This is a genomic window from Mycobacterium sp. 050134, assembly GCF_036409085.1.
Taxonomy (GTDB): Bacteria; Actinomycetota; Actinomycetes; order Mycobacteriales; family Mycobacteriaceae; genus Mycobacterium.
In genome coordinates this window covers 26,689-50,271 of the sequence record NZ_JAZGLV010000012.1, presented here as the reverse complement: position 1 = coordinate 50,271, position 23,583 = coordinate 26,689, and the positions used below count along the sequence as shown (strand labels likewise).

22 protein-coding genes and 2 pseudogenes are annotated in these 23,583 nt (G+C 67.0%); 9 read left to right on the top strand and 15 right to left on the bottom strand.

Annotation, left to right across the window (positions count from 1 at the left end; genetic code table 11):
- Positions 1-4 precede the first annotated feature (4 nt).
- The 3 genes from SKC42_RS15755 to SKC42_RS15745 all read right to left on the bottom strand — a co-directional run bounded on the left by SKC42_RS15755 (position 5) and on the right by SKC42_RS15745 (position 2,392).
- Positions 5-940, bottom strand: coding sequence for an aldo/keto reductase (locus SKC42_RS15755; RefSeq protein ID WP_330965226.1), 936 nt, complete (start codon positions 938-940; stop codon positions 5-7).
- Positions 919-1,689: a cysteine hydrolase gene (locus SKC42_RS15750; RefSeq protein WP_330965225.1), complete on the bottom strand. Its 771-nt coding sequence runs from the start codon at positions 1,687-1,689 to the stop codon at positions 919-921. The genes SKC42_RS15755 and SKC42_RS15750 overlap by 22 nt, the downstream gene beginning before the upstream one ends.
- Positions 1,690-1,798: 109 nt before the next feature.
- Positions 1,799-2,392 carry a TetR/AcrR family transcriptional regulator gene (locus tag SKC42_RS15745; RefSeq protein ID WP_330965224.1) on the bottom strand — a complete coding sequence of 198 codons (594 nt, stop codon included), beginning with the start codon at positions 2,390-2,392 and terminating at the stop codon, positions 1,799-1,801.
- Between the two features lie 100 nt (positions 2,393-2,492).
- Between SKC42_RS15745 and SKC42_RS15740 the strand changes: the two genes are divergently transcribed.
- The 3 genes and pseudogenes from SKC42_RS15740 to glnA all read left to right on the top strand — a co-directional run bounded on the left by SKC42_RS15740 (position 2,493) and on the right by glnA (position 5,874).
- The gene (locus SKC42_RS15740; RefSeq protein ID WP_330965223.1) at positions 2,493-4,049 is read left to right on the top strand and encodes a succinic semialdehyde dehydrogenase; all 1,557 of its coding nucleotides are present in this window, start codon (positions 2,493-2,495) and stop codon (positions 4,047-4,049) included.
- 84 nt (positions 4,050-4,133) lie between these two features.
- A pseudogene (locus SKC42_RS27765) lies at positions 4,134-4,280 on the top strand (DUF4383 domain-containing protein); the annotation flags it as partial.
- A gap of 157 nt (positions 4,281-4,437) precedes the next feature.
- Entirely contained in the window at positions 4,438-5,874 is a 1,437-nt protein-coding gene (glnA, locus tag SKC42_RS15735) for a type I glutamate--ammonia ligase (protein WP_330965222.1), read from the top strand.
- Positions 5,875-5,887: 13 nt separating this feature from the next.
- Here the strand turns inward: glnA and SKC42_RS15730 are convergent, their stop codons facing one another.
- From SKC42_RS15730 to phoU, 6 genes and pseudogenes are all read right to left on the bottom strand, one after another.
- A complete protein-coding gene (locus SKC42_RS15730; RefSeq protein WP_330965221.1) occupies positions 5,888-6,181 on the bottom strand; it encodes a hypothetical protein in 294 nt (97 codons plus the stop codon).
- A 41-nt stretch (positions 6,182-6,222) separates the two neighbouring features.
- Entirely contained in the window at positions 6,223-6,759 is a 537-nt protein-coding gene (locus SKC42_RS15725) for a hypothetical protein (RefSeq protein ID WP_330965220.1), read from the bottom strand.
- A gap of 12 nt (positions 6,760-6,771) precedes the next feature.
- On the bottom strand, positions 6,772-8,241 hold the full coding sequence (locus SKC42_RS15720; RefSeq protein WP_330965219.1) for a putative alpha/beta hydrolase: 1,470 nt from the start codon (positions 8,239-8,241) through the stop codon (positions 6,772-6,774).
- Between the two features lie 98 nt (positions 8,242-8,339).
- Positions 8,340-10,118 carry an NAD-binding protein gene (locus SKC42_RS15715; RefSeq protein ID WP_330965218.1) on the bottom strand — a complete coding sequence of 593 codons (1,779 nt, stop codon included), beginning with the start codon at positions 10,116-10,118 and terminating at the stop codon, positions 8,340-8,342.
- Between the two features lie 326 nt (positions 10,119-10,444).
- Complete coding sequence (locus SKC42_RS15710) at positions 10,445-10,756, bottom strand: DUF3349 domain-containing protein (protein ID WP_330965354.1); 312 nt, start codon at positions 10,754-10,756, stop codon at positions 10,445-10,447.
- Between the two features lie 3 nt (positions 10,757-10,759).
- Positions 10,760-11,392, bottom strand: a pseudogene (phoU, locus tag SKC42_RS15705) (phosphate signaling complex protein PhoU); the annotation flags it as partial.
- Positions 11,393-11,611: 219 nt separating this feature from the next.
- Here phoU and SKC42_RS15700 point away from each other — a divergent pair.
- The 3 genes from SKC42_RS15700 (at position 11,612) to SKC42_RS15690 (ending at position 16,056) form a co-directional block, all read left to right on the top strand.
- On the top strand, positions 11,612-14,371 hold the full coding sequence (locus SKC42_RS15700; protein WP_330965217.1) for a helix-turn-helix transcriptional regulator: 2,760 nt from the start codon (positions 11,612-11,614) through the stop codon (positions 14,369-14,371).
- A gap of 47 nt (positions 14,372-14,418) precedes the next feature.
- Positions 14,419-14,709, top strand: a complete 291-nt coding sequence (locus SKC42_RS15695) for a hypothetical protein (RefSeq protein WP_330965216.1) — start codon at positions 14,419-14,421, stop codon at positions 14,707-14,709.
- A 153-nt stretch (positions 14,710-14,862) separates the two neighbouring features.
- Positions 14,863-16,056: a PE family protein gene (locus SKC42_RS15690; RefSeq protein WP_442932164.1), complete on the top strand. Its 1,194-nt coding sequence runs from the start codon at positions 14,863-14,865 to the stop codon at positions 16,054-16,056.
- Positions 16,057-16,151: 95 nt separating this feature from the next.
- Here SKC42_RS15690 and SKC42_RS15685 read toward each other — a convergent pair whose 3' ends face one another.
- Positions 16,152-16,505 carry a DUF732 domain-containing protein gene (locus SKC42_RS15685; RefSeq protein ID WP_442932162.1) on the bottom strand — a complete coding sequence of 118 codons (354 nt, stop codon included), beginning with the start codon at positions 16,503-16,505 and terminating at the stop codon, positions 16,152-16,154.
- Positions 16,506-16,680: 175 nt separating this feature from the next.
- Between SKC42_RS15685 and SKC42_RS15680 the strand changes: the two genes are divergently transcribed.
- Entirely contained in the window at positions 16,681-17,178 is a 498-nt protein-coding gene (locus SKC42_RS15680; RefSeq protein ID WP_330965215.1) for a MarR family winged helix-turn-helix transcriptional regulator, read from the top strand.
- Positions 17,179-17,219: 41 nt separating this feature from the next.
- Here the strand turns inward: SKC42_RS15680 and SKC42_RS15675 are convergent, their stop codons facing one another.
- Complete coding sequence (locus tag SKC42_RS15675) at positions 17,220-17,534, bottom strand: alpha/beta fold hydrolase (protein WP_330965214.1); 315 nt, start codon at positions 17,532-17,534, stop codon at positions 17,220-17,222.
- Positions 17,535-17,848: 314 nt separating this feature from the next.
- Here SKC42_RS15675 and SKC42_RS15670 point away from each other — a divergent pair, with 314 nt between their 5' ends.
- Complete coding sequence (locus SKC42_RS15670; RefSeq protein WP_442932160.1) at positions 17,849-18,601, top strand: LLM class flavin-dependent oxidoreductase; 753 nt, start codon at positions 17,849-17,851, stop codon at positions 18,599-18,601.
- 33 nt (positions 18,602-18,634) lie between these two features.
- Here SKC42_RS15670 and SKC42_RS15665 read toward each other — a convergent pair whose 3' ends face one another.
- From SKC42_RS15665 to SKC42_RS15650, 4 genes are all read right to left on the bottom strand, one after another.
- Positions 18,635-18,943 (bottom strand): DUF732 domain-containing protein, encoded by a 309-nt coding sequence (locus SKC42_RS15665; RefSeq protein WP_330965213.1) that lies wholly within the window; start codon positions 18,941-18,943, stop codon positions 18,635-18,637.
- A gap of 288 nt (positions 18,944-19,231) precedes the next feature.
- Positions 19,232-20,488 (bottom strand): MgtC/SapB family protein, encoded by a 1,257-nt coding sequence (locus tag SKC42_RS15660; protein WP_330965212.1) that lies wholly within the window; start codon positions 20,486-20,488, stop codon positions 19,232-19,234.
- Between the two features lie 242 nt (positions 20,489-20,730).
- Positions 20,731-21,030 (bottom strand): hypothetical protein, encoded by a 300-nt coding sequence (locus SKC42_RS15655; RefSeq protein WP_330965211.1) that lies wholly within the window; start codon positions 21,028-21,030, stop codon positions 20,731-20,733.
- A 116-nt stretch (positions 21,031-21,146) separates the two neighbouring features.
- Complete coding sequence (locus tag SKC42_RS15650; protein WP_330965210.1) at positions 21,147-21,572, bottom strand: cellulose-binding domain-containing protein; 426 nt, start codon at positions 21,570-21,572, stop codon at positions 21,147-21,149.
- A 464-nt stretch (positions 21,573-22,036) separates the two neighbouring features.
- On the opposite strand from SKC42_RS15650, the gene SKC42_RS15645 reads away from it, so the two are divergent.
- Positions 22,037-23,581 (top strand): C39 family peptidase, encoded by a 1,545-nt coding sequence (locus SKC42_RS15645; protein WP_330965209.1) that lies wholly within the window; start codon positions 22,037-22,039, stop codon positions 23,579-23,581.
- Positions 23,582-23,583: the final 2 nt, after the last annotated feature.

Below are 23,583 nucleotides of genomic sequence, written 5' to 3'. Positions count from 1 at the left end.
AGGCTCAAGGGACCTCTACGAACCCCGGTTGTCCCGCATCGACAACGGAATTGAATCGGAACCGGGTCTCGAGCCGATCGTTGATTTCGTGGATCGCACTCACCGGTAGCGCCGTGACGTCGAAGTTCTCGCCGATGCGCGCGGGTTTGACGGATGACGTGAGCACAGCGCTGCCGCGCTGAATGCCCCATGCCAGCAGTACCTGCGCGGGGGTTTTGCCGAGGCGCCGAGCGAGCGAGACGATCAGGCCGTCGTCGAGCAGTCGCGGTTCCAACGCGTGCCCCAGCGAAGCGAACGCCAAGAGGATGATTCCATGTCTAGCGCAGAATTCGTGGAGGTCCCATTGCGGGTGATAGGGGTGCGATTCGACCTCCACGACCGCCGGCGTGATCCGCGCGGTGTCGACGATCTTCCGGGTGCCCGCGGCGTCGATGTCGGATAGGCCGATCGCTCGCGAGAGCCCCTCGTCCACAAGGGCTTCCATGGCGCCCCAGGTTTCCTCCAGCGTGACCCCGTCGTCGTAGATGACGGCCCCGCGCGCGTCGCGGGGATCCTGGTCATCGCCCGGCTTGAAGGCGAACGGGGTGTGCACCAGGTAGAGGTCGACGGCGTCCAGGCCGAGCCTGCCAAGGCTGGCCTGCAGTGCGGGCCTGACCCGCTCGGGTCGGTGGTTGTTGTTCCACAGCTTCGTGGTCACGAACAGCTCCTCGCGGCGCACGGTCCCGTCGGCGATCAACTCTTTGATTGCCGCGCCGACTTCCGCTTCGTTTCGGTAGCGCTCGGCGGCGTCGAGATGCCGAAACCCGACCCGCACCGCGGTCTTGACGGCGTTTCGCGTCTCCGCGCGATCGGAGAGCGAGGTGCCGAAGCCGAGTGCCGGCATCTCACCGCCGCCGTTGAGGGTAAAGGTGCGCTGTCTCAGACTTTCGTTTTGCGCCATGATATTTCGGCCTCCTTGTTGACAGGTGATGCGTTGATCGGCTGCCCTCCTGCCAGGAGGGCGACCGCCTCGGCCGTGGTCCAGACCGCGCTGGCGAGGAATCGGAAGTTCACCAGGGCGGCGAGGTAGCCGTCGCCTTCGGGCAGCCGTGGGCCCGCCGTGGCGTCCTTGACGACAGCGACCTCGAAGCCCTGCTCGAGGAGTTCACGCAGATGGCCCTCGACGCACAGATTGGCGGCCATCCCCGCCAGCAGGACCTGGTTCACGCCGCGCTTGCGGAGCTGCAGCACGAGATCGTTCGATTCTGGACCAACGATCTTGTGCGGAGAGGCGATGACGGTTCGCCCGTCATGAATGTGGTCGCGGTACTCAGGCAGGAAATCCGCGCCGGACCCGGCGAACCCGTCGGTGGTGTACGCACCCTGGCGGATGAACATGCCGACGGCGCTCATGAACTTTTCCAGCGGATCCCCGAACCGCCACTGCCGATCCGTCGGATAGAAGTAGTGCGGCGAGACGGCGACGGTTATGTCCGCGGCTTTGGCCGCACGGAGCAGCTCGGCGATGTGATTCACGACGTCGTTGTCGCGGACGCTGTCACCGACTACCGGCCATGCCGCGCCCGCGGGGCTCAAGAAGTCGATCTGCGGATCGGTGATGACGAGCGCCACGTGCCGGAGATTCAGTGTGAAGTCCGAGCTTGGCAGCGCTCGCTCACCCGGCTCGGCGAGGTCGGTCGGTTCGGTCATGAGGGGCCATCCTTGCGCGGTCGGAAGGGCGAGCGGGGCGCCTGACGCCAATATACATGACCGGTCGTCTATTTACGAGATCTCAATGCCCGCCGGTGTGGGTGACAGGTCAGCGCAGCAGCAGTGCCGGAATGGTCACCGCTTCGAACCGGTCGTACGGCGTGCGACTGCGGGTTACCTTCGCCCGGAGCGCTGCGCCCTCCCACGCCTCGATCAGCAAAGACGCCAGCTCCCCCGCGTCCAGGTCGCCCCGCACGTCATTGGAGGCCCCCTGTCCCGAACGGACGCATGCCGTGAGGGCGGAATCCCAGCGACCGAGAACCCGGGAAAGCTCGGCGCGAACCGGTTCGCTCGTACCGCCGAGCTCGAGGGACAGGTTGCCGACCAGGCATCCCAGGAGGAAGTCGCCGGCCTCGTGTTCGTCGGCCAGCGCGTGGAAAAAGCGGGTGATCCGCCCCCGCGCCAATCCCTCCGTGTTGAGGAGGGGCAAGATCCGCGCCTCGATGTCGGCCCAATAATGTTCGAGGATCGCCGCGGCGAAAGCCTCCTTGCTGGCGAAATATGCGTAGAAAGACCCCTTCGGCACGCCGGCCGCGTCGGTGATGTCCTTGACCCCGCTGGCGGCAAACCCGCGTGCATGCACGATGCCCAGACCCGCGGCCAGCAGGCGGCGACGGACGTCCGGGTTGGCTGGGCGGGGCACGTCAACGATGGTAGTTGACCGGTCGGCTATTTTCGAGCGCCGGGCCCGCGCGCTATAGGCTGGCCCTTTGGGCGCCAGGACTTCTGCGGAGGGAACGACAATGCCTGCACCGTCAGCCGAGGCCTTCGATCGCCTCCGTCAGCTGGCCGCGATCAAAGACGTCGCCGCACGCGACACCAAGACGATCGACGAGGTCTTCACCGGTAAGCCGCTGGCCACCATTCCGATCGGCACCGCCGCCGACGTCGAGGCCGCGTTTGCCGAGGCCAGGGCGGCGCAGGCGGAATGGGCGAGCCGCCCCGTCACCGACCGCATCGAGGTGATCCGCCGCTACCGCGACCTGGTCATCGCCAACCGCGACTTCCTGATGGACCTGCTGCAGGCCGAGGCGGGCAAGGCCCGATGGGCGGCGCAGGAGGAAATCGTCGACCTGATGGCGAACGCGAACTACTACGTCCGCGTCTCCGCCGATTTGCTCAAACCGCGCACGGTGCAGGCGCTGCTCCCGGCGATCGGCAAGACCACCGTCGGCTACCAGCCCAAGGGCGTGGTCGGGGTGATCTCGCCGTGGAACTATCCGATGACGCTGACGGCCTCCGATTCGGTGCCGGCCTTGCTGGCGGGTAACGCGGTGGTGCTCAAGCCGGACAGCCAGACCCCGTATTGCGCCCTGGCGTGCGCCGAGCTGCTCTACCGGGCCGGCCTGCCGCCAGCGCTGTACGCGGTCGTGCCCGGTCCGGGCTCGGTGGTCGGCACCGCCATCATCGACAACTGCGACTACCTGATGTTCACCGGCTCGACCGCGACCGGCCGTCAACTCGCGGAGCACGCGGGCCGCCGGCTGATCGGTTTCTCCGCCGAACTCGGCGGCAAGAACGCCATGATCGTCACCCGGGGAGCCAACCTCGACAAGGCCGCGAAGGCGGCCACCCGCGCGTGCTTCTCCAACGCGGGCCAGCTGTGCATCTCCATCGAGCGGATCTACGTCGAAAAGGACATCGCCGACGATTTCATCGGCAAGTTCGGTGCCGCGGTGCGGAACATGAAGCTCGGCACCGCATACGACTTCTCGGTCGACATGGGCAGCCTGATCTCGGCGGGCCAGCTGGAGACGGTGAACGACCACGTGGACGATGCGAAAGCCAAGGGCGCCAAGGTGATTGCCGGCGGCACGGCGCGGCCCGACATCGGACCGCTGTTCTACGAGCCCACGGTGCTCACCCACGTCACGCCGGAGATGGAGTGCGCGGCCAACGAGACGTTCGGCCCGCTGGTGTCCGTTTATCCCGTCGCCGACGTCGACGACGCGGTCGAGAAGGCCAACGACACCGAATACGGTCTCAACGCCAGCGTGTGGGCCGGTTCGACCGCGGAGGGCCAGCAGATCGCGGCCCGGCTGCGGTCGGGGACGGTCAACGTCAACGAGGGTTACGCGTTCGCCTGGGGCAGCCTCAGCGCGCCGATGGGCGGAATGGGTGCGTCCGGCGTGGGCCGCAGGCACGGCCCGGAGGGCCTGCTGAAGTACACGGAGTCGCAAACGATCGCCGCGGCCCGGGTGTTCAACCTCGACCCGCCCCTTGGCATCCCGTCCAGCCTCTGGCAGAAGTCGCTCTTGCCGATCGTGCGGACGGTCATGAAACTCCCCGGCCGGAACTGACCGGCCCCGCCCCGGGCCGGAAACCGCCATTGCCCACGATCTACTACCGCGCGTAGTATCCATTTCATCCATGCACAAAGAGGCGCCTACGTCTTCACCTTCCCGAACAACACCACCGACGCGGTGGTGCACCTTTTGACCGCGGCCGTGATGTTCGCGGTTGCGGCGGTGCAGATCCGGATGGACGGCGGGCTCAGGAATTCACTCGAAGATCTCCGGAAAACGCACTAGCGCAACGGTTTTGCGGGCGGCTTCGACGGGTTCCTCGGCCGCGTTGGCGCGCACAGGGCGGCGACTCCCGGCCAACAGTGGACCTCGCCCGGATGCGGAGAGTGGCGCGGCGTGCGTAGATGAGAGGGCGCCGCGCACCACGCAGAAGGAGCATGCCGTGTCCGAAAAGACGCCCGACGACATTTTCAAGCTCGCCAGGGACGAAGGTGTCGAGTACGTCGATGTCCGGTTCTGTGACCTCCCCGGCACCATGCAGCACTTCACGATTCCGATCTACGTCTTCGACGAGGACGTGTTCGAGGAAGGCCTGGCGTTCGACGGCTCCTCGATTCGCGGGTTTCAGTCGATCCACGAGTCCGACATGCTGCTCCTCCCCGACCCGGAGACCGCCACCATCGACCCGTTCCGCGTCGCCAAGACGCTGAACGTCAACTTCTTCGTGCACGACCCGTTCACCCTCGAGCTGTACTCGCGCGACCCCCGCAACGTCGCCCGCAAGGCGGAGAACTACCTCATCAGCTCCGGCATCGCCGACACCGCCTACTTCGGCCCGGAGGCCGAGTTCTACATCTTCGACTCGGTGAGCTTCGACTCGACCATCAACGGTTCCTTCTACAAGGTAGACGCCACGTCCGGCTGGTGGAACACCGGCGCGGAGACCGAACCCGACGGCAGCCCCAACCTCGGCTACAAGGTCCGCCCGAAGGGCGGGTACTTCCCCGTCGCGCCCACCGACCACTACGTCGACCTGCGCGACGAAATCCTCACGCACCTGACCAACGCCGGATTCTCCCTGGAAAAGGGCCACCACGAAGTGGGCAGCGGCGGCCAGGCCGAGATCAACTACAAGTTCAACACGCTGCTGCACGCCGCCGACGATCTGCAGATGTACAAGTACATCGTCAAGCAAACCGCCTGGCGGGCAGGCAAAACCGTCACGTTCATGCCCAAGCCGCTGTTCGGCGACAACGGTTCGGGAATGCACTGCCACCAGTCGCTGTGGAAGGACGGCGTTCCGCTGATGTACGACGAGACCGGTTACGCCGGCCTGTCGGACATTGCCCGCCACTACATCGGCGGTTTGCTCTACCACGCCCCCTCGCTGCTGGCCTTCACCAATCCGACCGTGAACTCCTACAAACGTCTGGTCCCGGGCTACGAGGCCCCGATCAACCTGGTGTACAGCCAGCGCAACCGCTCGGCCTGCGTGCGCATCCCCATCACCGGCCGGAACCCGAAGGCCAAGCGGCTCGAATTCCGTTGTCCGGACTCGTCGGGCAACCCGTATCTGTCGTTCGCGGCCATGCTGATGGCCGGACTGGACGGCATCAAGCACAAGATCGAGCCGCCCCCGCCCATCGACAAGGACCTCTACGAGCTGCCGCCCGAGGAGGCCGCCGACATCCCCCAGGCGCCCACGCAGCTGTCCGCGGTGATCGACCGCCTCGAAGAGGACCACGAATACCTCACCGAGGGAGGCGTTTTCACCCCCGACCTGATCGCCACCTGGATCAACTACAAGCGGGACTACGAGATCGCGCCGTTCAACCTCCGGCCCACCCCATACGAATTCGCCATGTATTACGACGTGTGAGCCGGGTTGCCCGCTACGAACCTGTGAGGGCCCGGCCCTCGTCCTGGCAGCCGGCGACGAAGTCCGGCGGCGAATCCACGCGGGGCATGAGCCCGCTCTTGGTGACGTTGCCGAGCTCCTTCTGGCAGTACGCCTGCCAGTCGGTCCCGGGAGGGAACTGGACGTGGTGCTGGTAGACCTGAATATCGACGGCCTGTTTGCCCTGGTTGTAGGAGGGGGAATTGGGGTCGGCCCCAGCCGCTGGCGCGAGGGCGAGCGCCGCGGCGCACAGCGCCGCGGCCGGCCTGAATCCGCGCCCGCTCCCCATGCGGCAAATCCTACGCGGTGAGCGGCGCGGGGCGGCCCGGCTCAGAAGGTCCACGAGCCGGCGGGTTGAAGGACGAACCCGCGGTTGAGGATCGGATCGATGCAGGCGGTCAGGCGGTCCGCGCCCACCAGGCAGGTGGTGTTTGCGGTGGTGAACTTCTGGCCGGCGTTCAGCACTGGCGCCGTGATCGCGGGGCAGCCGCCGTCGCGAAAGCCGTAGGGGCCCAGGTCCGACGCCATGGTGCCCGCGACGCCGACCCTCTCGCAGCCGTCCCGGCCACGCGGCGCGCCGTCCGGCAAGCCGGGTATCGGCCCGTCGCACCCGACGCTGACGTGGTCGCCGGGTCCGTTGGCCAGCGACGCCCACCCACATTGCAGGCCATCGGGCGTGGCGAAGAAGACGCCACCGCCACCACGACCGAAATGCAGCACATACGGCGCGGGGTCCACGGCCTGAAATGCGTCGAGATCGGGGAATCCGGGCGGGATCGCCCCCGCGACGCCCGCGTCGTCGACGGTGACTGCGACGACCGTCAGCATCGCGGTCGTCACCGACATCGCTGTTGCTTTGATGGACAACGCATCACCTTTCTAGTGCTGGACGTCGAAGGTGGTCGTCCACGTGTTCGGGTCGTAGACCCCGCCAGGCCAGGTGCTCAGTCGCAGCTGGATCGTCTCGAGTCCCGTCGCCGGGTTGAGCGAGGTACCCGTGACCGTGGGGCCGTAGACGGAGGGCAGCCGGTCCTGATCCATGAGCGTGACGGGGGCGGCGCTCGTCAATCCCTGGGGCGTGGCCGCGGCGATGCCTTGGACCGGGCCGAATTCGGTCGCACCGACCAGCATGAATCCACCACCCTGGAGTGCAACCAGTTGGCTTTCGCGATCACCGGGGAGGCTGACGTCTCCCACCCGCTGTAGGGAGTTGACCCAGCCGTTGGGTTTGGCGGGGTCGATCGGTGCCGACACCCACAGCCCCCGGTTGGTGTCGCCCACCCGGTTGCTCGTGTTGCCGACGATCACCATCTGTTTCGTGGCGGGGTCGTAGGCGCCGCTGGCCTGGAAGATTCCGGGCAGGTCGCCGAGGCTCACGGGATGGTTGGGATCGGTGAAATCCCACACCGACCCGTTGGTCGCGTACTGGTTGAACCCGGGGATGTCGGTGCCGTCCGGGTTGCTGAAGAACGCGTACCGATGGCCGTCGGGCCCGAGCGCGGTTCCGGTTGGCAGCGGCCGGGTGCCCGGCGGTCCCTGAGCCAGTTGCGAGGCGGGGCTGCGCGGGAAGCCGTCCCGGGGATCGCCACCGAATGTCGGCCCTTGACCGTCCTGGAACTGGTCTTGGAGGTCGTAGACGTTCTGCTCGTGTTGCGGCGTGCCCGCGGGACCTGTGATCCTCGGGTCGGCGGGCGGGGGTCCCTGGCCGTCCCCGAAGCCCGCCGGTTTGAACTGGCCGACGAGTGTGGCGTCTTGCGGGGTGAGGTTGCCGGTGGCCTGCGCCAGCCGGAGCGATCTCGTGTAGGTGTCGCGGATGGACGTCAGCTGCCGCAGCGCGTCTCGAGTGTCGTCGGCGGCGTCGGCTTTCGCGTCGGCGATCAGCGATCGCAGTTGAGCCCGGCTGGTGGCGTCCAGGGCGGGATCTTCCAGATCTTTGCGCGCCGCGCCGACGAGCCTGTCGAGGAGCCCCAGTTGCCGCTCCAGCGCTGCGATCTGCGCGGTACCGTCCCTTTGCGCCGCGGCCAACGTTCCGGCGATGCCCTCCAGATCCGTGCCGATCTTCGGCAGCTGATCGGACTGCAGGCCAAGGGTTTTCGTGAGGCGCTGCACCTCGGCGGAGCCGTTGATCGGATGATCGCCATTGCGATGATTCCAGGCTGCATCGAAACGCAGACGGGCTTGGTCGAACGCGTGATCGGCCTCGGCGGAGCACCGGCCCGCGGCATGAAACGCCTCGGCCAGCTGCGAGATCTGAAACGGGTTGCCCGCCTGCAAGCTCTGGTTGACCGCCCACGGGTCGCCGCCGGCCGCCCCGATCAGATCGCCGACGTCCAACCAGATGAGGTGCATCGCACTGCCCCGCCCACTTCTCGTGCTCCGGACCAGCTACGACGCTACCGCCGGGCCACTGAGTGGGCAATTGACCATGCCGCCCCGGCCGTGCCTGGTCAGACCTCGGCGTCCTGCGCCCATCGCGGCGGGCGCGCCACCCGCCCGTGCTGAGAACGCGCCGCCGCCAGGGTGGCCGCGCGCTCACCGCCAATCGCCGTCATCGCCGGCGGCTGGCCCTTGCGCAGCGTCGCAATCAGCTCGCGGTAGGGACCGATCAGGTAAACGGTGTCACCGGCCTCCAACCGCGCGTCGCGGCGAGGACGCAGGCGTATCGGCCCCTCGGGACGGGTGATGGCGATGACGCGCGTCTGGGTGGACAGCTCCACCATCCGCAGCCCATCGAGTTCGCTGCCCGCCGCCACCACCATCCCGCCGACCATGAAGGAGCGCTGCCCTACCCAGAACGTCCCCAACACCTGCAAGCCCATCGCCGCTCCGATGAACCAGGGTGCCGCCAGGTCCACGATCGACCGCACGTTCTCGAAGCCGAAGCGCGCGTTCACCGCGGCGCCCAGCGCCCGGCCCTGCACGCGCATGACGATCGGCACCTTGGTGTCGGAACCCAAGATCTCCAGCAGGACGATGCCCGTCTCGATGTTCTCCATGTCGTCGTGGGTCACCACCGCCACGCCGCGGGCCCGATCGACCCGTGCGGACTCCAGTGTCTGCCGCATCGTCGAGTCTCCGAAGATCACCGGCACGTCGAGCTCCGCCGCGCTCGGCAGGAAGCGGTTGTTCTCGTCCTGCTCGATCACCAGGACGTCGTATCCGGCTGCGACCAGATCGCTCACCACGCGGATGCCCACGGAACCGAGGCCGACGACGACGACGTGGTCGCGCATGTGGCGGGCCCGCCGCAGCCCGGCTGTCTGAAGGAAGCGGCGCGACAGCAACAGGTCGGCGAGGAAGGCGACGGGCAGGGCCGTGATGATGACGCCGCCGAACATCACCGCGACGGCGAACAGGCGAAGAAACGTGGACTGCTGGGCGAAGCTGAAGTCACCGTAGCCGACCGTCGTGACCGTTTCGGAGGCGAAGTAGAGCGCGTCGATCCACGACATCCTCGGGCGCTGGTAACCGAACCGCACCACGGTGGTTGCGCCCAGCGTCAGGAGCACCGCGAACGCCAGCGAGGGGAAGAGCATCGGGTTGACGTCGTCGCGCACGGCCCGCGCGGCATCGACCACGCGCCGCATCCGGGAGTGCCGGGAGCGCGTCGCGGTTGCTGGGGGCAGCGTGATGCCCCGCGCTTCCAACTCGTCCTTGGCGCCGATCATCGACGTCCAGTCACCGGTGTAGACCCGCAGATCCCGGCCGGGGCATGGCACTACCTCCCCGGGGACAGGCGAGTTCTTACCGTGGACCACCGCCACGGGTGCCAGGTCGGCATAGATCTCCCGTAGCGTCGCGTCGTAGGGAGCCTCGGACCCCCAGACGACGAATTCGATTCCGGCCGTGTCGAATTGATGCGCGTTGCGCGACAGGACCGCCTCGACGATCGAGGGAGTCGCGAGATCGGCGACGTCCAGGATGGCGCCGGGACCGTTCACGGCGGTCACCGCCTCGCGGAGCACGTCGTTCGCCAGGCGGGCTACCACCCGAACGTTGGGGCTGTACTCGCGTGCCAGCAACGCGATTTCGAGATTGACGGCGTCATTCGGACCCGCGCAGACCACCGCCCGGGCCCGATGCACCCCGGCGCCCAGCAGATCGGCCGCGGTGTTGATCCTGATGATTCGCGCCCCCGCTCCCCTGAGCTCCTCGGCGATCGTCTTGGAGAGCGCATCGTCACCGCTGACGATAATTTCGCGATGGAATTGGAAGATCTCAGCCATCTCGGAAAAATTCCGGCCGCTCAGCGAGGTCGCTCGGGGCCTTTGCTCAGTTCCCCCGGGTCGATCCGGCTGTCGTCGTCATTGGGCCGAGGCGTTGTCGTGTGCGGCATTGCTGCTCCGAGCTGTGTTGACACTGGTCGTCATTGATTCATACGACTATCGGGCACACTGACGAAAAGTGCCACCGGAGCAGACCGGCCATCGGCGTGCGCCTCGGTGGTTGGAGTGCGGACCAGTGGGGCGGCACAATTGCGCTCAGGCGCAACAGCTTCGACTCGAGATCGACACATATACGAAACCGCCGCGGAGTATTAAGCGTTGACGGGTTACCCGTTCGAGGCCTGGAAGTCCGCGCTGTTCGGCCAACCGCGATTTTCGAGATAGCGCCTGACGCGTTCGACTTCCTCGGGTGTGGGCAGTTGGTCGGTGATCTTGTTGACCATGACCTCGATGGTCGTCGTGTCGGCGGCTAAGTCGCCGTGCTGAACAAGCTCCTCGCCGATTCGCACGACTTCCCCGTCGGTAAGGCGCCGCCGCAGAAGGGCCAGCAGGGGAAACGTATCGGTCGCCGGGACGCCCTGGGGGTAGCCCGCGCGCAGGAACCGCACAACCCTTCCGACGACTCCGGAAGCGACCATCGACTCTCCTTGGGCCTGGAAGATGACACGACGTCCGATCTCGACGGCATGGTCGGCGAAGCGTTCGTAGTAGCGGCCGAGCAGGGTGACATCGACGATCGGGGCGATGCCGTGGCTCCACTGGCGGTCGGTCAGCAAGGTGAAGAGTTGACGATGCAACTCGTCCATGGCGTCGTCGTCGCGACTCAACCGAGCGGCCACCACCGGGTCACGGGCTTGCACCGCTTGCCTGGCGCTGTTGCTCAAATCGACGGCGATGCGCCCCATTTCGGTGAAGTACCGGTTCGCCTCCGCCGGCAGGGCTGGCGACGGGTACCGGCGACGGACGACCTTGGCGACGTGCAGCGCCAGCGCGGCCATGCGTTGCACGTCGGCGACGTTCTTCAGGGCGGCGACGACGACTCGCAGGTCGCCGGCCACCGGCGCTTGGAGGGCCAGCAGCGTGAACGCCTTTTGCTGGGCGTGCAGACCGTTGTCCATGATCTTGTTGTGGTCGGTCAGCACACCTTCGGCCAGCATCACGTCGGCGTCCAGCAGCGCTTGGGTGGCACACTGCATCGCAGCCCCGGCCAGTGCACACATGTCGGCGACTGCGGCGGTCAGAGCCTCGAGTTGCGAATGAAATGCGGTTCGCATATACGCCCACCCTATGGCGGTGGGAGCTGCGTCACATCGGATTCGGCTGGGTGACAGCGCGTGTTGCCAACTTGCCCGGCAACGGGTGCCGCCGGCAGATCGATCCGCCGCGAGTTTGCCACTCCCGCGCGTTTCTGAGGCAGAATCATGCCCGTGACGATTTGCCTGGGCCCAGGTCCCGCCGGCTTGGTCGTGTGACGCCGGGCGGGGGAAATCGACATGGCGGAAACGTTCATCGGGCGGCATGCCGAGGAACAGGCCGTTACCGAGTTCCTCGATTCGGTCCCGCACCAGTCGGGTGCCCTCGTCATCGAGGGTGAACCGGGGATCGGCAAGACGACGGTGTGGGTGGACGCTGTAGAGCGGGCCCGTGCAAGGGGTTTTCGCACGCTGAGCTGTCGGGCCGCGGCCGCCGAGTCGGTGCTGGCGTACACCGCGCTGGCGGATCTGCTGAGCGATGTCGACGACTCGGTCTGGTCAGACCTGCCGGCACCGCAACAGCGAGCCCTGGCCGGCGCACTGTTGCGCCACCCGGTCGATGCGGACGACATTGATCCCCGGGCCGTGGCCGCGGCGTTCGTCACGGTCGTCGCCCGGCTCGCGGCCGAACACACCGTCGTCATCGCGATCGATGACCTGCAATGGGTCGATACGTCCAGCGCCAACGCGGTGTCGTATGCCGTTCGGCGGCTGCCCGCGGGGGCGGGCATGGTCTGCACGACCCGGAGCGAAGATGTGGCGGCGCGGGTCCAGCTGCCCATCCCCGGCGCCGTCCGTCGAATGCGGTTACGGCCGTTCGGTGTTGGCGAGCTGCACCGGATCTTGCTATTTCGGCTGGGGCGGTCGGTCGCTCGCCCTACGTTGCTGCGCATCCACCAAATAGCGGGCGGCAACCCGTTTTTCGCGCTGGAGCTGGCACGCGAGCTCGGCCCCGAGGGCCACCCGGCTGGGTTGAGCCTGCCGGGCAGCCTGGGCGAGCTGGTGCGGTCGAGGATCAGCCGGCTCGGCGCCGAAGACGTCCTGCTTGCCATGGCGAGCCTTGCCGATCCGGCGGTACCGATCGTGGCCCGCGCCACCAAATGCACGGCGGACCGGCTGGTGCGGTCGCTCGCCGCGGCCGAGGCACACGAGGTGGTGTCGATCGACGGAAAGCGGCTTCGATTTACCCACCCCATTCTGGCGCACGGGGTCTACACCGCCGCGCCGCCCGGCAGGCGTCGCGAAATGCACCGCCGTCTTGCCGATTTGGTCGAGGAACCCGAGTTGCGCGCCCGCCACCTCGCGCTGTCCGATGCGACCGGCGATCCCCGGACGGTCGAAGCTCTTGACCTCGCGGCGGAAATGGCACGCCGCCGGGGAGCCCCCGCCGCTGCCGCCGAGCTGCTGGAACTGGCCATCGGTCTGGGAGCGGATTCCCCGGAACGCCGAATTCGGCTGGCGAGCCACCACTTCAGCGCGGGTGACGCGGACCGTGCCCGGACGGTGCTCGAGCAGACCGTCGAACGACCGGCGCCCCCGCCGCTGCGCGCGGAGGCGCTGCGGCTGCTCGGGCAGTGGAGCCTGCTTGACGGCAGTTCGCGCGAAGCCGCCGAATTGCTCGACCGCGCACTGGGTGACGTCGGTGACGATCTGGCGTTACGGACCCTCATCTTGGTTCCCCTGTCGTTCGCCTTCATCAATATCGGCCGGCGTGATCGGGCCGCGGCCAGCGTGGAGGACGCGGTCGCCGCCGCCGAGGCGCACGGTCAGCCCGACCTCTTGAGCCAGGCCCTGAGCATGCGGGTGCAGGTGCGCTTTTTGCTCGGCGAGGGTGTCGACGAGCCCGGCCTGCAACGCGCGCTCGATTTGGAGGATTCGCGCACCGCTGTCTCGGCGCTGCTGCGCCCCCGGGTCCAGGACGCGATTGTTCTGGCCGCAACGGGCCGCCTGGACCAGGCGCGACTGCAGTTGCGCACGATCAGGCACAGCTACATCGAGCGCGGCGAGGAAAGCGAACTCATGATGTTCGCCTTCCACAGCGGTCTCAACGAGGTCTGGCGGGCAGACTTCGCCGAGGCGGGTCGGATAGCGGACGACGCCATGGAGCGTGCGCTACTCCTGGGCCGGGACTTACCGCTCGCGGTGGCGCTCATGCTGCGTGCTGCGGTCGCCGCGTACACCGGTTCCGAGCCCGAGGCCCGGCGCGACGCCGGCCAGGCGCTCGCGGTCGGCGCGCGCTGTGACTCCCCCGGCTTGGTGACCGTATGGCCGACAACCATTTTGGGCTTCCTCGAGGTGTCCGCGGGCAACCACGCCGCGGCCGTGACCACGCTCGAACCGCTGTTGCGTGACCTCGGTGAGGCGCCACACGCGACCGAAATCTATGTCGCCCCGTACCTGCCCGACGCCGTCGAGGCGATGATCGGTCTGGGCCGCCTCGATGACGCCGAGCCGCTCATCGCGGCTCTGGAGCGCAACGGGCGCCGGCTCGATCGCCCATGGATGCTGGCGACCGGCGCGCGCTGCCGCGCCATGCTGCTGGCGGGGCGCGGCGATACCGCCACCGCCGTGACCGTCGCCCAGAGCGCAATGAATGAACACCAGCGGCTACCCATGCCGTTCGAACGGGCACGCACCCAGTTGCTGCTCGGGCAACTGCACCGTCGCCAGCGCCGCCGCGACGCGGCCACCGCGGTCCTGGACGAGGCGTCGCGGACCTTCCGGCGGCTGGGCAGCTGGGCGTGGGCCGACCGCGCCGAAGCCGAACTGGCACGGGGCGGTTCGGGCAGGCGCGGCGGCCATCAGTTGACGACGACCGAAGAGCGCGTCGCCGAGCTGGCCGCCTCGGGCATGAGCAATCGCGACATCGCCGCCGCATTGTTTATCAGCGTTAAGACGGTGGAATTCAACCTGAGCCGGATTTATCGGAAACTGAACATTCGCTCCCGGGCGCAGATCCACCTGGCCCTGCAACGGGAAGTCAACTCCGGCACAGACTAGGGAAAACCCCGATGGCAACCGCCCGGTGCCGTATATACCGTGGTCGAATGACGACCGCTGAGAACCCGCGGTTCCTCGTGGAGTGGTATGGGCTGCAGGGGGCGGCCCAATCGATTGGCGCCATGACCGATCGGCTCAGTGAGCAGGCGAACTCGTTGTCGACGTGCGGCCGGCAGGTGCGGCTGCTCGCGGCGATGGCGGTGCCTGCCGACGACTACGCGTTCGGCGTCTTCACTGCCGAGTCCGCCGAGATAGTCGCGCAACTGTGCGGTGACGCCGGCGCGCCCGCCGAACGGATCAGCTCGGCCGTCGGCTGGGTGCAAGCGCAGGACTGCTGATACTCGCCGTACCGCACACAACCTTAGGGATTCCCCTGATTGAACCGCGTGGGATCCGTTTCTAGCGTTTCTCCTGCGGTCCTGCCGGCGCCGCGGCGACGGCAACACCCGTCGCGTAAGGCGGGACCGAGACCGTCGAATCGGAGGGGTGAAATGTCTCATCTGTTGGCGAGTCCCGAGCTGCTCGCGTCAGCGGCCGCGGATTTGGAGAAACTCGGCGGTGAGCTGACCGCGGCACACGCGACCGCGGCATCCCCGACCACGGGCATCCTGGCCGCAGGGGCGGACGAAGTGTCGGCGGCGGTGTCGTCGTTCTTCGGTCAATACGGGCAGGCCTATCAGGCGCTCAGCGCTCAGGCCGTCTCCTTCCATCAGCAGTTCGTGCAGCTGCTCAACGGCGGCGCAGCCCAGTACGGCTTCACCGAGGCCGCCAGCACGAACCAGCTGCAAACCTTGGGGCAAGAGGTGCTCGGGGTGATCAACGCGCCCACCGAGACCTTGCTCGGGCGGCCGCTGATCGGTGACGGCGTCAACGGGGTCACGAACGCACAGGGCATCGGGACGCCCGGCCAGGCCGGCGGCATCCTCTGGGGCAACGGTGGCAACGGTAGAAACAGCACCGCCGCCGGTGCGGCGGGCGGCGCTGGCGGCGCCGCCGGCCTTTTCGGCAACGGTGGTATGGGCGGCGGAGGCGCCGAGGCCGGGAACGGTGGGAGTGGCGGGGCGGGCGGGCTGTTCTTCGGCGCCGGCGGCAACGGCGGCGCAGCCGGAGGTTCGCCTGGAGCCGGCGCCATCGGGGGGGCCGGCGGTTCGGCGGGCCTGTTCGGCAACGGTGGAGCCGGCGGCGTGGGCGGTGGCGGCGCCCACGGCGACGGCGGCGCGGGCGGCGCCGGCGGGCAGGGCGGGTTCTTCAACGGTGACGGCGGCGCGGGCGGTGCCGGTGGCGCGAGCGCTCAGGCCAACGGCGGCAACGGTGGCAGCGGCGGACACGGTGGCCTGATGTCGGGCAGCGGCGGCGCCGGAGGAGCCGGTGGCGATTCGGGCGACCAGGGCAGTCCCCACGGCGGCAACGGCGGGAACGGCGGAGCCGCGGGCGCGCTGTTCGGCAACGGCGGATTCGGCGGCCACGGTGGCCAAAGCCTCAACGGGGGTAGGGGCGGCGACGGCGGGGCCGGCGGGAACAGTGACGGCGGCGGGGGCAACGGCGGTAACGGCGGCAGCGCCGAATTGGTCGGCAACGGCGGCGACGGCGGCAACGGGGGAAGCGGCCTCAGCCATGGGACGGGCGGTGCCGGCGGCACCGGCGGGCTGCTGTTCGGCAACCATGGCACTACCGGGACGGGATAACCCCAAATCATTTCCCTTGCGACGAATCACGACGCGGCTTTGATGCGCTGCCGCAACCTTTGGATGCTCAAAAGATGCGGCCGCGCATTCCGCCGTCACGTGCAAAGGGTTGGGGCGTCACAGACGTTGCCGGGGCAATAAGTATTGTGCGCGGCGTTGACCATGGTCCCGACGTCCAACAAGGTGACGCCCCTGGCGTCCAGGTGGGCGTGAATGTCGTCGGCGATCTGTTGCGGCGTCCATCCCCAGGTGAGGTCGTAGCAGATGAGGTGCGCTTCCCCGATGAGGGCTTCTTCCGTCTTGAGCGGCCACGTGATGCCGACCGCGCGCAGTTGGGCCAGGTATGCGTCGTCGGCGGGGTTCGCGACGGCGATTCCCGCGCTCCCAACCAGGGCGGCGCCACCCATCGTCAGGACGGCGAGTCCCGCCCGCCAGCGAAGTGAGGGCATCTGATTTCCCTTCATTTCTGTGTGTTTACAAGGCCGCCGGCGACGCGCGTTCCGAGCAGCACGAATACGAAGAATAGCGAAAACGTCAAATCGCTACCGCGCTATTCGCATCCGATTTATGCGCGCGGGTTACAGACCAGCCCAGTGCTTCGAGCTCGAAGCATAGAATCGGGTGATGGCCGAAGTCCTGCAGCCCGCGCAGATGCGCACCTACTTTGCCCTCACCGAAGCCGCCAGCTTGCTCCAATACGCGGTACGAGAGCAATTACGGGCCGAGGGTGGCATCAGCTACGTGCAGTTCGAGATCCTGGCCGAACTGGCCGCCGCCGAACGTCCACTCACGATGACCGACCTCGCCGACGGGGTGGTCTACAGCCGCAGCGGACTCACCCATCAGGCCGGGCTGTTGGAGAAGACCGGACTCATCACCCGCCACGTGAGTCCCGATGACCAGCGCGCCACGGTCGTTGAGATCACCGAGGCCGGTCGCGCTCGGGTGGCCAAAGTGCTTCCCGGCCATATCCACGTGGTGCGCGACCTCCTGTACGGATCGCTTTCCGATCGGGACGTCCAGACCCTCGGCGACATCATGAGCCGCGTCCGCGACCACATGCGCGGCCGGCCGCCTCGCTCGGCGACCTCGCGCAGGCGCCCAGATTCGCGACGAAAGTGATTTCCTGGCAACGCAATCCCCGTGGTACGACACCCGGCGCACTATTGATGCGCCGCCCAGTGTTCGCAGAGCAGCGGCAAGAATTCCGGCGCACGCTCGTCGGGAAAATGCATGCGGGCCCCGTCGAGCGTGGTGATTCCCGTCGCGCCCGGGATCAGCGCGGCGAGGCGCTCCCCCCACTCGAGCGGAAAGAACGGATCGCCGGTTCCCCACACGATGAGCGTGGGCACGCGAAGCTGGGACAGCCGTAACCTGACGGCGGCCAGATCGGCTGACGAAATGGCTACCGCGAGGCGGGCAAAGGCACGGCTGGATTCCATCGTGCCGAAGACGGGGTCGTAGTAGGCGTCGACCACCTCCGGCGCAAGCCGGCCGGGATGCCGGTAACCGGCGGCCAGCCCATACAGCTTGAGCCGTCGGCTCCTCGCGATGCGAGGACCGGCCCTCGCCAGGAGCCCTTGGCGAGCGGCGATCGCGACGGGCTAAAAGCAGCCCGTTGGTCAGCACGCTGTGGATGAACAGCGTGGGACGGCCCTGCCCGACATCGAGATAGCTGACGTCACCCGATGGCGTCGCGGCCCGGGCCCGGTGGCGGTGAGTTCGGCAATGTCCATGCTCAGTCCGTTCCCGCGAGCGTGCACCGATTCTCGGCATCGGCGCCGGCGAACGCATGAACATCGATCCGTATGGCCTCGACCCGACGCAGCCGGTCGCGCGCTTGGAGGAAGCCCTCCAGATCATCCGCATGTGTTTCTCGGCGCGCAGGGCGATCACCTTCTCCGGCAGGCACTATCGGCTCGACGGGGCCAGGATGGATCTCAAACCAGCGTCCGGCAAGGCGCCCGAAATCTGGGTCGCCGGGCACGGTCCGCGCATGCTGCGGTTGACCGGACGCTACGGTGACGGTTGGTATCCCACCGCGGTCGCGTCGCCGGAAGAATACGCGTCGAAGCTTGCGCTGGTACGCGCCGCGGCCATCGAGGCGGACCGGGACCCCAGAGCGATCACGCCCGCGCTGCATCGGTTCATGGTGGTGGCAGCCTCCGAACGCGAGGCCCGCGCGATGCTCGGCACCAAAGTGATCCGCGCCTTGGGGCTCATGGCTCCTGCCGAGTTGTGGCGGCAGTTCGGTACCCAGCACCCGTTCGGGGAGCGTTTCAATGCACTTGTCGATTTTGTGCCTGACCGCTACGACCGTCGTGCGATGGACGAAGCGATCGCGGCCGTGCCGATCGAGATGATGTTCGAAGGGCCCCTGCTATGGGGCTCACGGCAACAGGTGACGACCAAGCTACGCGCCTTCGGCGCCGTCGGGATGCGCCATGTGGTCCTCGCGCCGGTGTCGGGTCTCGTTTCCAAAAAGGCCGCGCTCTACGGCCTTTGGGCGACGGGTCGGATCGCCCGGTCGCTTCGTGAGTTGTGAGCCAGGCCGGGCGAACAACGCGCCGCCAAATCGTCATGACGGGATGTCCGCATAGCGCGGGCAGTATGCGCGTTCCGCTACGGCAACGAAGTAACCCGCATGCTCGGCGTCCAGACCGCTGCTGTTCATCACATCGGTCGCAATCTCGTCCTGCGACTTGCCCATATCGAGCTGGTGGCAGACCAAATGACCGGCCGCGATCACGGCTTTGTCCGACTCGTGGTCGATGCCGTGTGCCTTGATCGCCGCGATGAACGCGTCGTCCGTAGCGTCACCGCGCGCCGCCGGGACCACTCCCACCACGTTGGCTAATGAAGCACCGGCGATCAACATGGCGGCCATCAGCCCACGCGACCGGCCGAGGCCGCACACCTGAGTGCGAGAGGTCCGCGGCTGCACCTCGCCTGCACGCGCGCCTGCCGCCATCACAAATCCTCTCGGAGTGAATCAGCGCCTGCGACCGCTGCACGGTCTACGGCGAAACCACTGCTGCGAGTGAAGCAGTCACGCCGAGCAGCGGCTAGGGTCGCAGTACCCTCCACGGCGGGACGAAGGCCCATCGGTCGCCGGATTGGAACATGATCCCCCGCCCGGCGGGAGGCGTGTGGCGTCGGGCGACCGCGCCTCCGCTCAAATCGCGGCCATCACCCCGGCCAAGGCGACGCCGAAGACCACGGCCGGAATGGCCGTCCCGGCAAGAAAACCGAGCCCGAAGCGACGACCGCCGGCGGTGAAGGCCAGCACCGCCTTGACGATCAGGTTGGAACCTAGCGCGGCACCGATCGCCATCAGCGCGGTGTTCACGGTGATGTCGCCCTTCGCGGCCAGGCTGGCGGCGGCGACCGCACCGGCGTGCGCGTCGGCCAGGCCCGCGGCGAACGTGGCAAGCACCACGCCGTTCGGGCCGAGCATGTCAGCGCCCCACCGCCCGACCAGCAGGGCGAAGGTGAGCACCGCGGCCAGGATGAGGGCAGGGCGCAGGGCGAAAGGGCGGGTCGTCTTCGTCGCCGCGACGGTGGCGCGGTCGGCAGTTTCTTGCTGATGGATCCGGGACGCGCCTCGATAGACCAGCGCTGCGACACCCGCGAGTACGACCGCGGTGGCGACTACCGGGGGCCAGAGGCGGCGCAAGACTTCGACGTCGACGAGCCCGATGACGACCAGGAGCTGCATGAGGGTGGCGAGGCTGGCGAGCAGTGCGCTGGCCAATGGCGCACGCAGGCTGGTGGCCGTGCGGCTGAGCCGGCCCATCGACGCGGTCGTCGCCGTCGCCGAGACGAATCCACCGGCCAACCCGGTGACCAACAAGCCACGTGCTGGCCCCAGGGCTCGAACACCGATGTAGCCGATCCAGCCGATACCGGTGAGGAGCACCACAAGCAGCCAGACCTTCGCCGGGTCCAGCACCCCGTAGGGCCCCAGCCGCCGATCCGGCAGCAGCGGCAGGATCACGAACGCGACGACGAAAAACTTGATCGCGTCCTCTAATTCGACGTCGCTGACAATCTCGCGGGCGAAGCGGTGGATGCGGCTCTTGGACACCAGCAGCGCCGCGACCACGACGGCAATCGCCACCGCCACCGTCGGACGGGTGTAGGCGAGCGCGCCGAGCAGATAGGCAACGAGCGCCGCGAACGCAGTGGTAGTTCCGGGGTCCCGTTCGCTGGTGCGGAAGTACGCGAGGGCCAGCAACGCGCCGACGCCGACCATCCCGGCCAGCACGGTCCACTGGTTGAAGCTCGCGGCCACGGCCCCCACCAACGACAGGAGCGCGAATGACCGGGAACCGGCGGCGAGCTTGCGGCTGTGACTGCGTTCACGCTCCAAACCGAGCAGCAGACCTATTGCCAGAGCCACCAGAAACGGCTGGACCTCATGCCAACTCACTTAGAGTTCTATATCGCGAGGACAGGAGCGGCAGGTCGCGGGCGGTGGGAAACGGTGTCACGAAGACGGTTCATGAGTCTCCTCGCCACGTGTATCGCTAATCAGCCGCCGCCGCGCCCATCGCGCCGCTTCCGACGGCAAGCTAACCCCGCGCGCCTCGCAACATCTAGTGCCGAAGGTCCCGTGACCGCACCCTCGACGAAAGGGACGGGCGACGGACACCGCGCCGCCCCACGTCTCCCCTAGTCGCCCGCTCCGACCGCGTCGAGGCGCTGGCTCACCCGGGCCAGCGCCTCGTCGAACACCTCCACCTTTTCGCCGCGCTTTTCGTTGGCGGGCTGGGCGGTGCCGCGCGCGCCCTCGGCCTGCACCCGCGCCGCGCCCTGGCGCCGCAGCAGGCTGAAGTTCTTCTCGCGTGCCTGCCTGAGTCGGCTCTGCAATTCCTTCAGCGACTGCTCGTCCATGCGGGCGAGGGCTTCGGGATGGCTCTCGCCGATCAACGAGGCTTCCTGCGGGGTCAGGTTGACGTGGTGGTTGCTCACCGTTGATTCATAACCGGGCCGACCGCTCACGTTCGGTGATTCGCCGCACCCTATGCCGAACCGTCACGCCGCGGCCACTTCGAATTCACATCGCGTTTTCGAAGCCGGTGGGCGCCCTAGGTGCAGTATTGCCCGTTGATCAGACAATTCGTCGGCGGTGAATACGTGCCACTCAACACCCCTCGAAACCCACCGGTGGCTGACCCGCCGGGTGGGATCATGCGATTCCAGTTCGCCGGGGTCAGCACGAAGTGCGTGCCGGACTGGGTGATGGTGCTGTTCCACGTGTGCAAGACGGACTGTCCCGCGGGCATGTCGAAATCGATCCGCCAGTCGGACAGCTGCGCCATGCTCGAGTTGGTGACGGTGAAATGGGCGATGAAACCGGTCTGCCAAGTCGAGCTCACCGACAACGTCGCCGACACCGCGGCGGCTTGCGCTACGGGAGGGATAGCAAGTCCGAGGGTGGCGGCAATCAATGCCGACGTAGCCGCGTGAAGCGTTGTGCGCCAACGCTTCACGTAACGTCCCTGTCTGGTCATAGCAGATACCACTATATCCAAGCGCCCGGCATGAATCCCTTGTCGCACCGGTGAAGCTGCAATAACTTGGCTCAACCGCAACCATCGTGAAATCTGCCGACCGATGGGTGCGGCACTGGCTGTGCCCGCGTCTCGAACCTCCGATCAGTGACGGCGATGAAGGCGCGCGCCGCCGCCCTACCGATGCCGGGTTCAACGGTGTCGGGCACTGAAGCCAAGATCGGCTCATCATGACATTCGAATGCGCCTATTGATTAAGGACTTTCGGCCCCTACCAACCGCCCCGTCGACTGTGTTCGAATGCCCAGAGCACAACTGAGTAGCAACTCTGCGGGAGTTACGCGACGACGGTGCAATGGTCACCCTCAACCGGTCGGACGATCGGCTCATCGAGGCGTTCGCCGGTCCCAACAGCGCGCTGAAATTGCACGTCGCACTAGCCGCGGAGGAAGGGTGAGGACACGATGACCACAAGCACCACGAACGCGAAGAAACCTTCTGGCACCGCGAGGGACGGTGCGACGGCATCCGCCTTCCATAAATTCTTGGCCGACAAAGACCGCGAGATCGAGGAATTCAAGAAAGAGTACGTCTTCAGGCCTGCTGATCTCGACTACCGCGCCTTCGCGGCGGCCGCGGTAGGAAGTAGGGGTGAGCTGAACTTTGCCGACCTGAAGGACGAATACTCAGACCTGTGGGCGTCGATGGCGATTCGCCAGAACAAGCTCGCCGAAGCGGATTCGATCGTTGAACGCATCGTCAGCCAAAAGGACAGGTACCGCATCGTCGAAGGCATGACGAAAGTCCCATGGTTTGTGATCGCAATCATTCACAACCTCGAAGCCGGTGGGGACTTTGCCAGACACCTGCACAACGGTGACCCGTTGACGGGTCGCACCGTACATGTGCCGGCGGGGCGCCCCTCCTCGGGAAATCCCCCCTTCACCTGGGAGGAAAGCGCCGCCGACGCAATGCGATACGACGGGCTCACTGAGGTGACGGACTGGTCAACTGAACACTTGGCATATTTGTTCGAGAAGTTCAACGGCTTCGGTTATCGCCATTACCACCCGCAAGTGAAGTCCCCGTACCTGTGGAGTTACAGCAACCAATACACGAGCGGTAAGTACGTTGGTGACGGACAGTGGTCGGATACGGCCGTCAGCCAGCAATGCGGTGCCATGGTGTTGCTGAGGCGGCTTCAGGAAACCGGCGAGGTCCGCCTGGAGTTGGCCAAGCTCGATTCACCCGTTGCGAGGCAGTCGGCGGCAACGCCACTGCTGTCGGCGGCGACGCTGCGAGCTCCCGCGCCGGCGACACGGGGCCTCCAGACGCACCCAGCGGCGTCGCGAACATGGAATGAGCTGACGTATCCGTCGTCGCCGGTGACGTCCGACGGACCGGCGCCGACTGTGGCGCCGATGATGCGCGACGTCCCGGCCGCTGCCGTCGGTGTGGAGAAAGTGCTGCCTTACGACCACAGCATCGTCCCGCAGGAGACCGGCTTCTGGTGCGGCCCGGCTGCGACACAGGTCGTGCTCAACTCGCGCGGAATCATTGTCGCGGAACGAGACCTGGCGCTCTCGATCGGCACCAACGCCAACGGAACAGATTACGTCGGCTTGATCGAACAAGACCTTGACCGCAGGGTACCGGACGCCGGATACATGTCCGTCTACTTGCCATGCGACCCGCCGACCGCGGCCCAGCGCGATCGGTTATGGCGCGACCTGGTCCGCAGCATCGACTCCGGTTGGGGTGTGATCATGAACTGGGTCGCTCCGCCATCGAATTATCCGCAGGGTGCGAAAGGCAGCAGATCGCCGCTGTACCACGGTGGCACCATCTATCACTACGTCGCCGCGATGGGCTACGACAACACTCCGGGAGCTGAGGCGGTGTGGATCGCCGACTCGGGCTTTCAACCTTTCGGCTATTGGTGCTGGTTCGACCAGGTTACGAGTCTCATCCCGCCGAAGGGCTACACATACGCCGCTGGCGCCGTCTAACG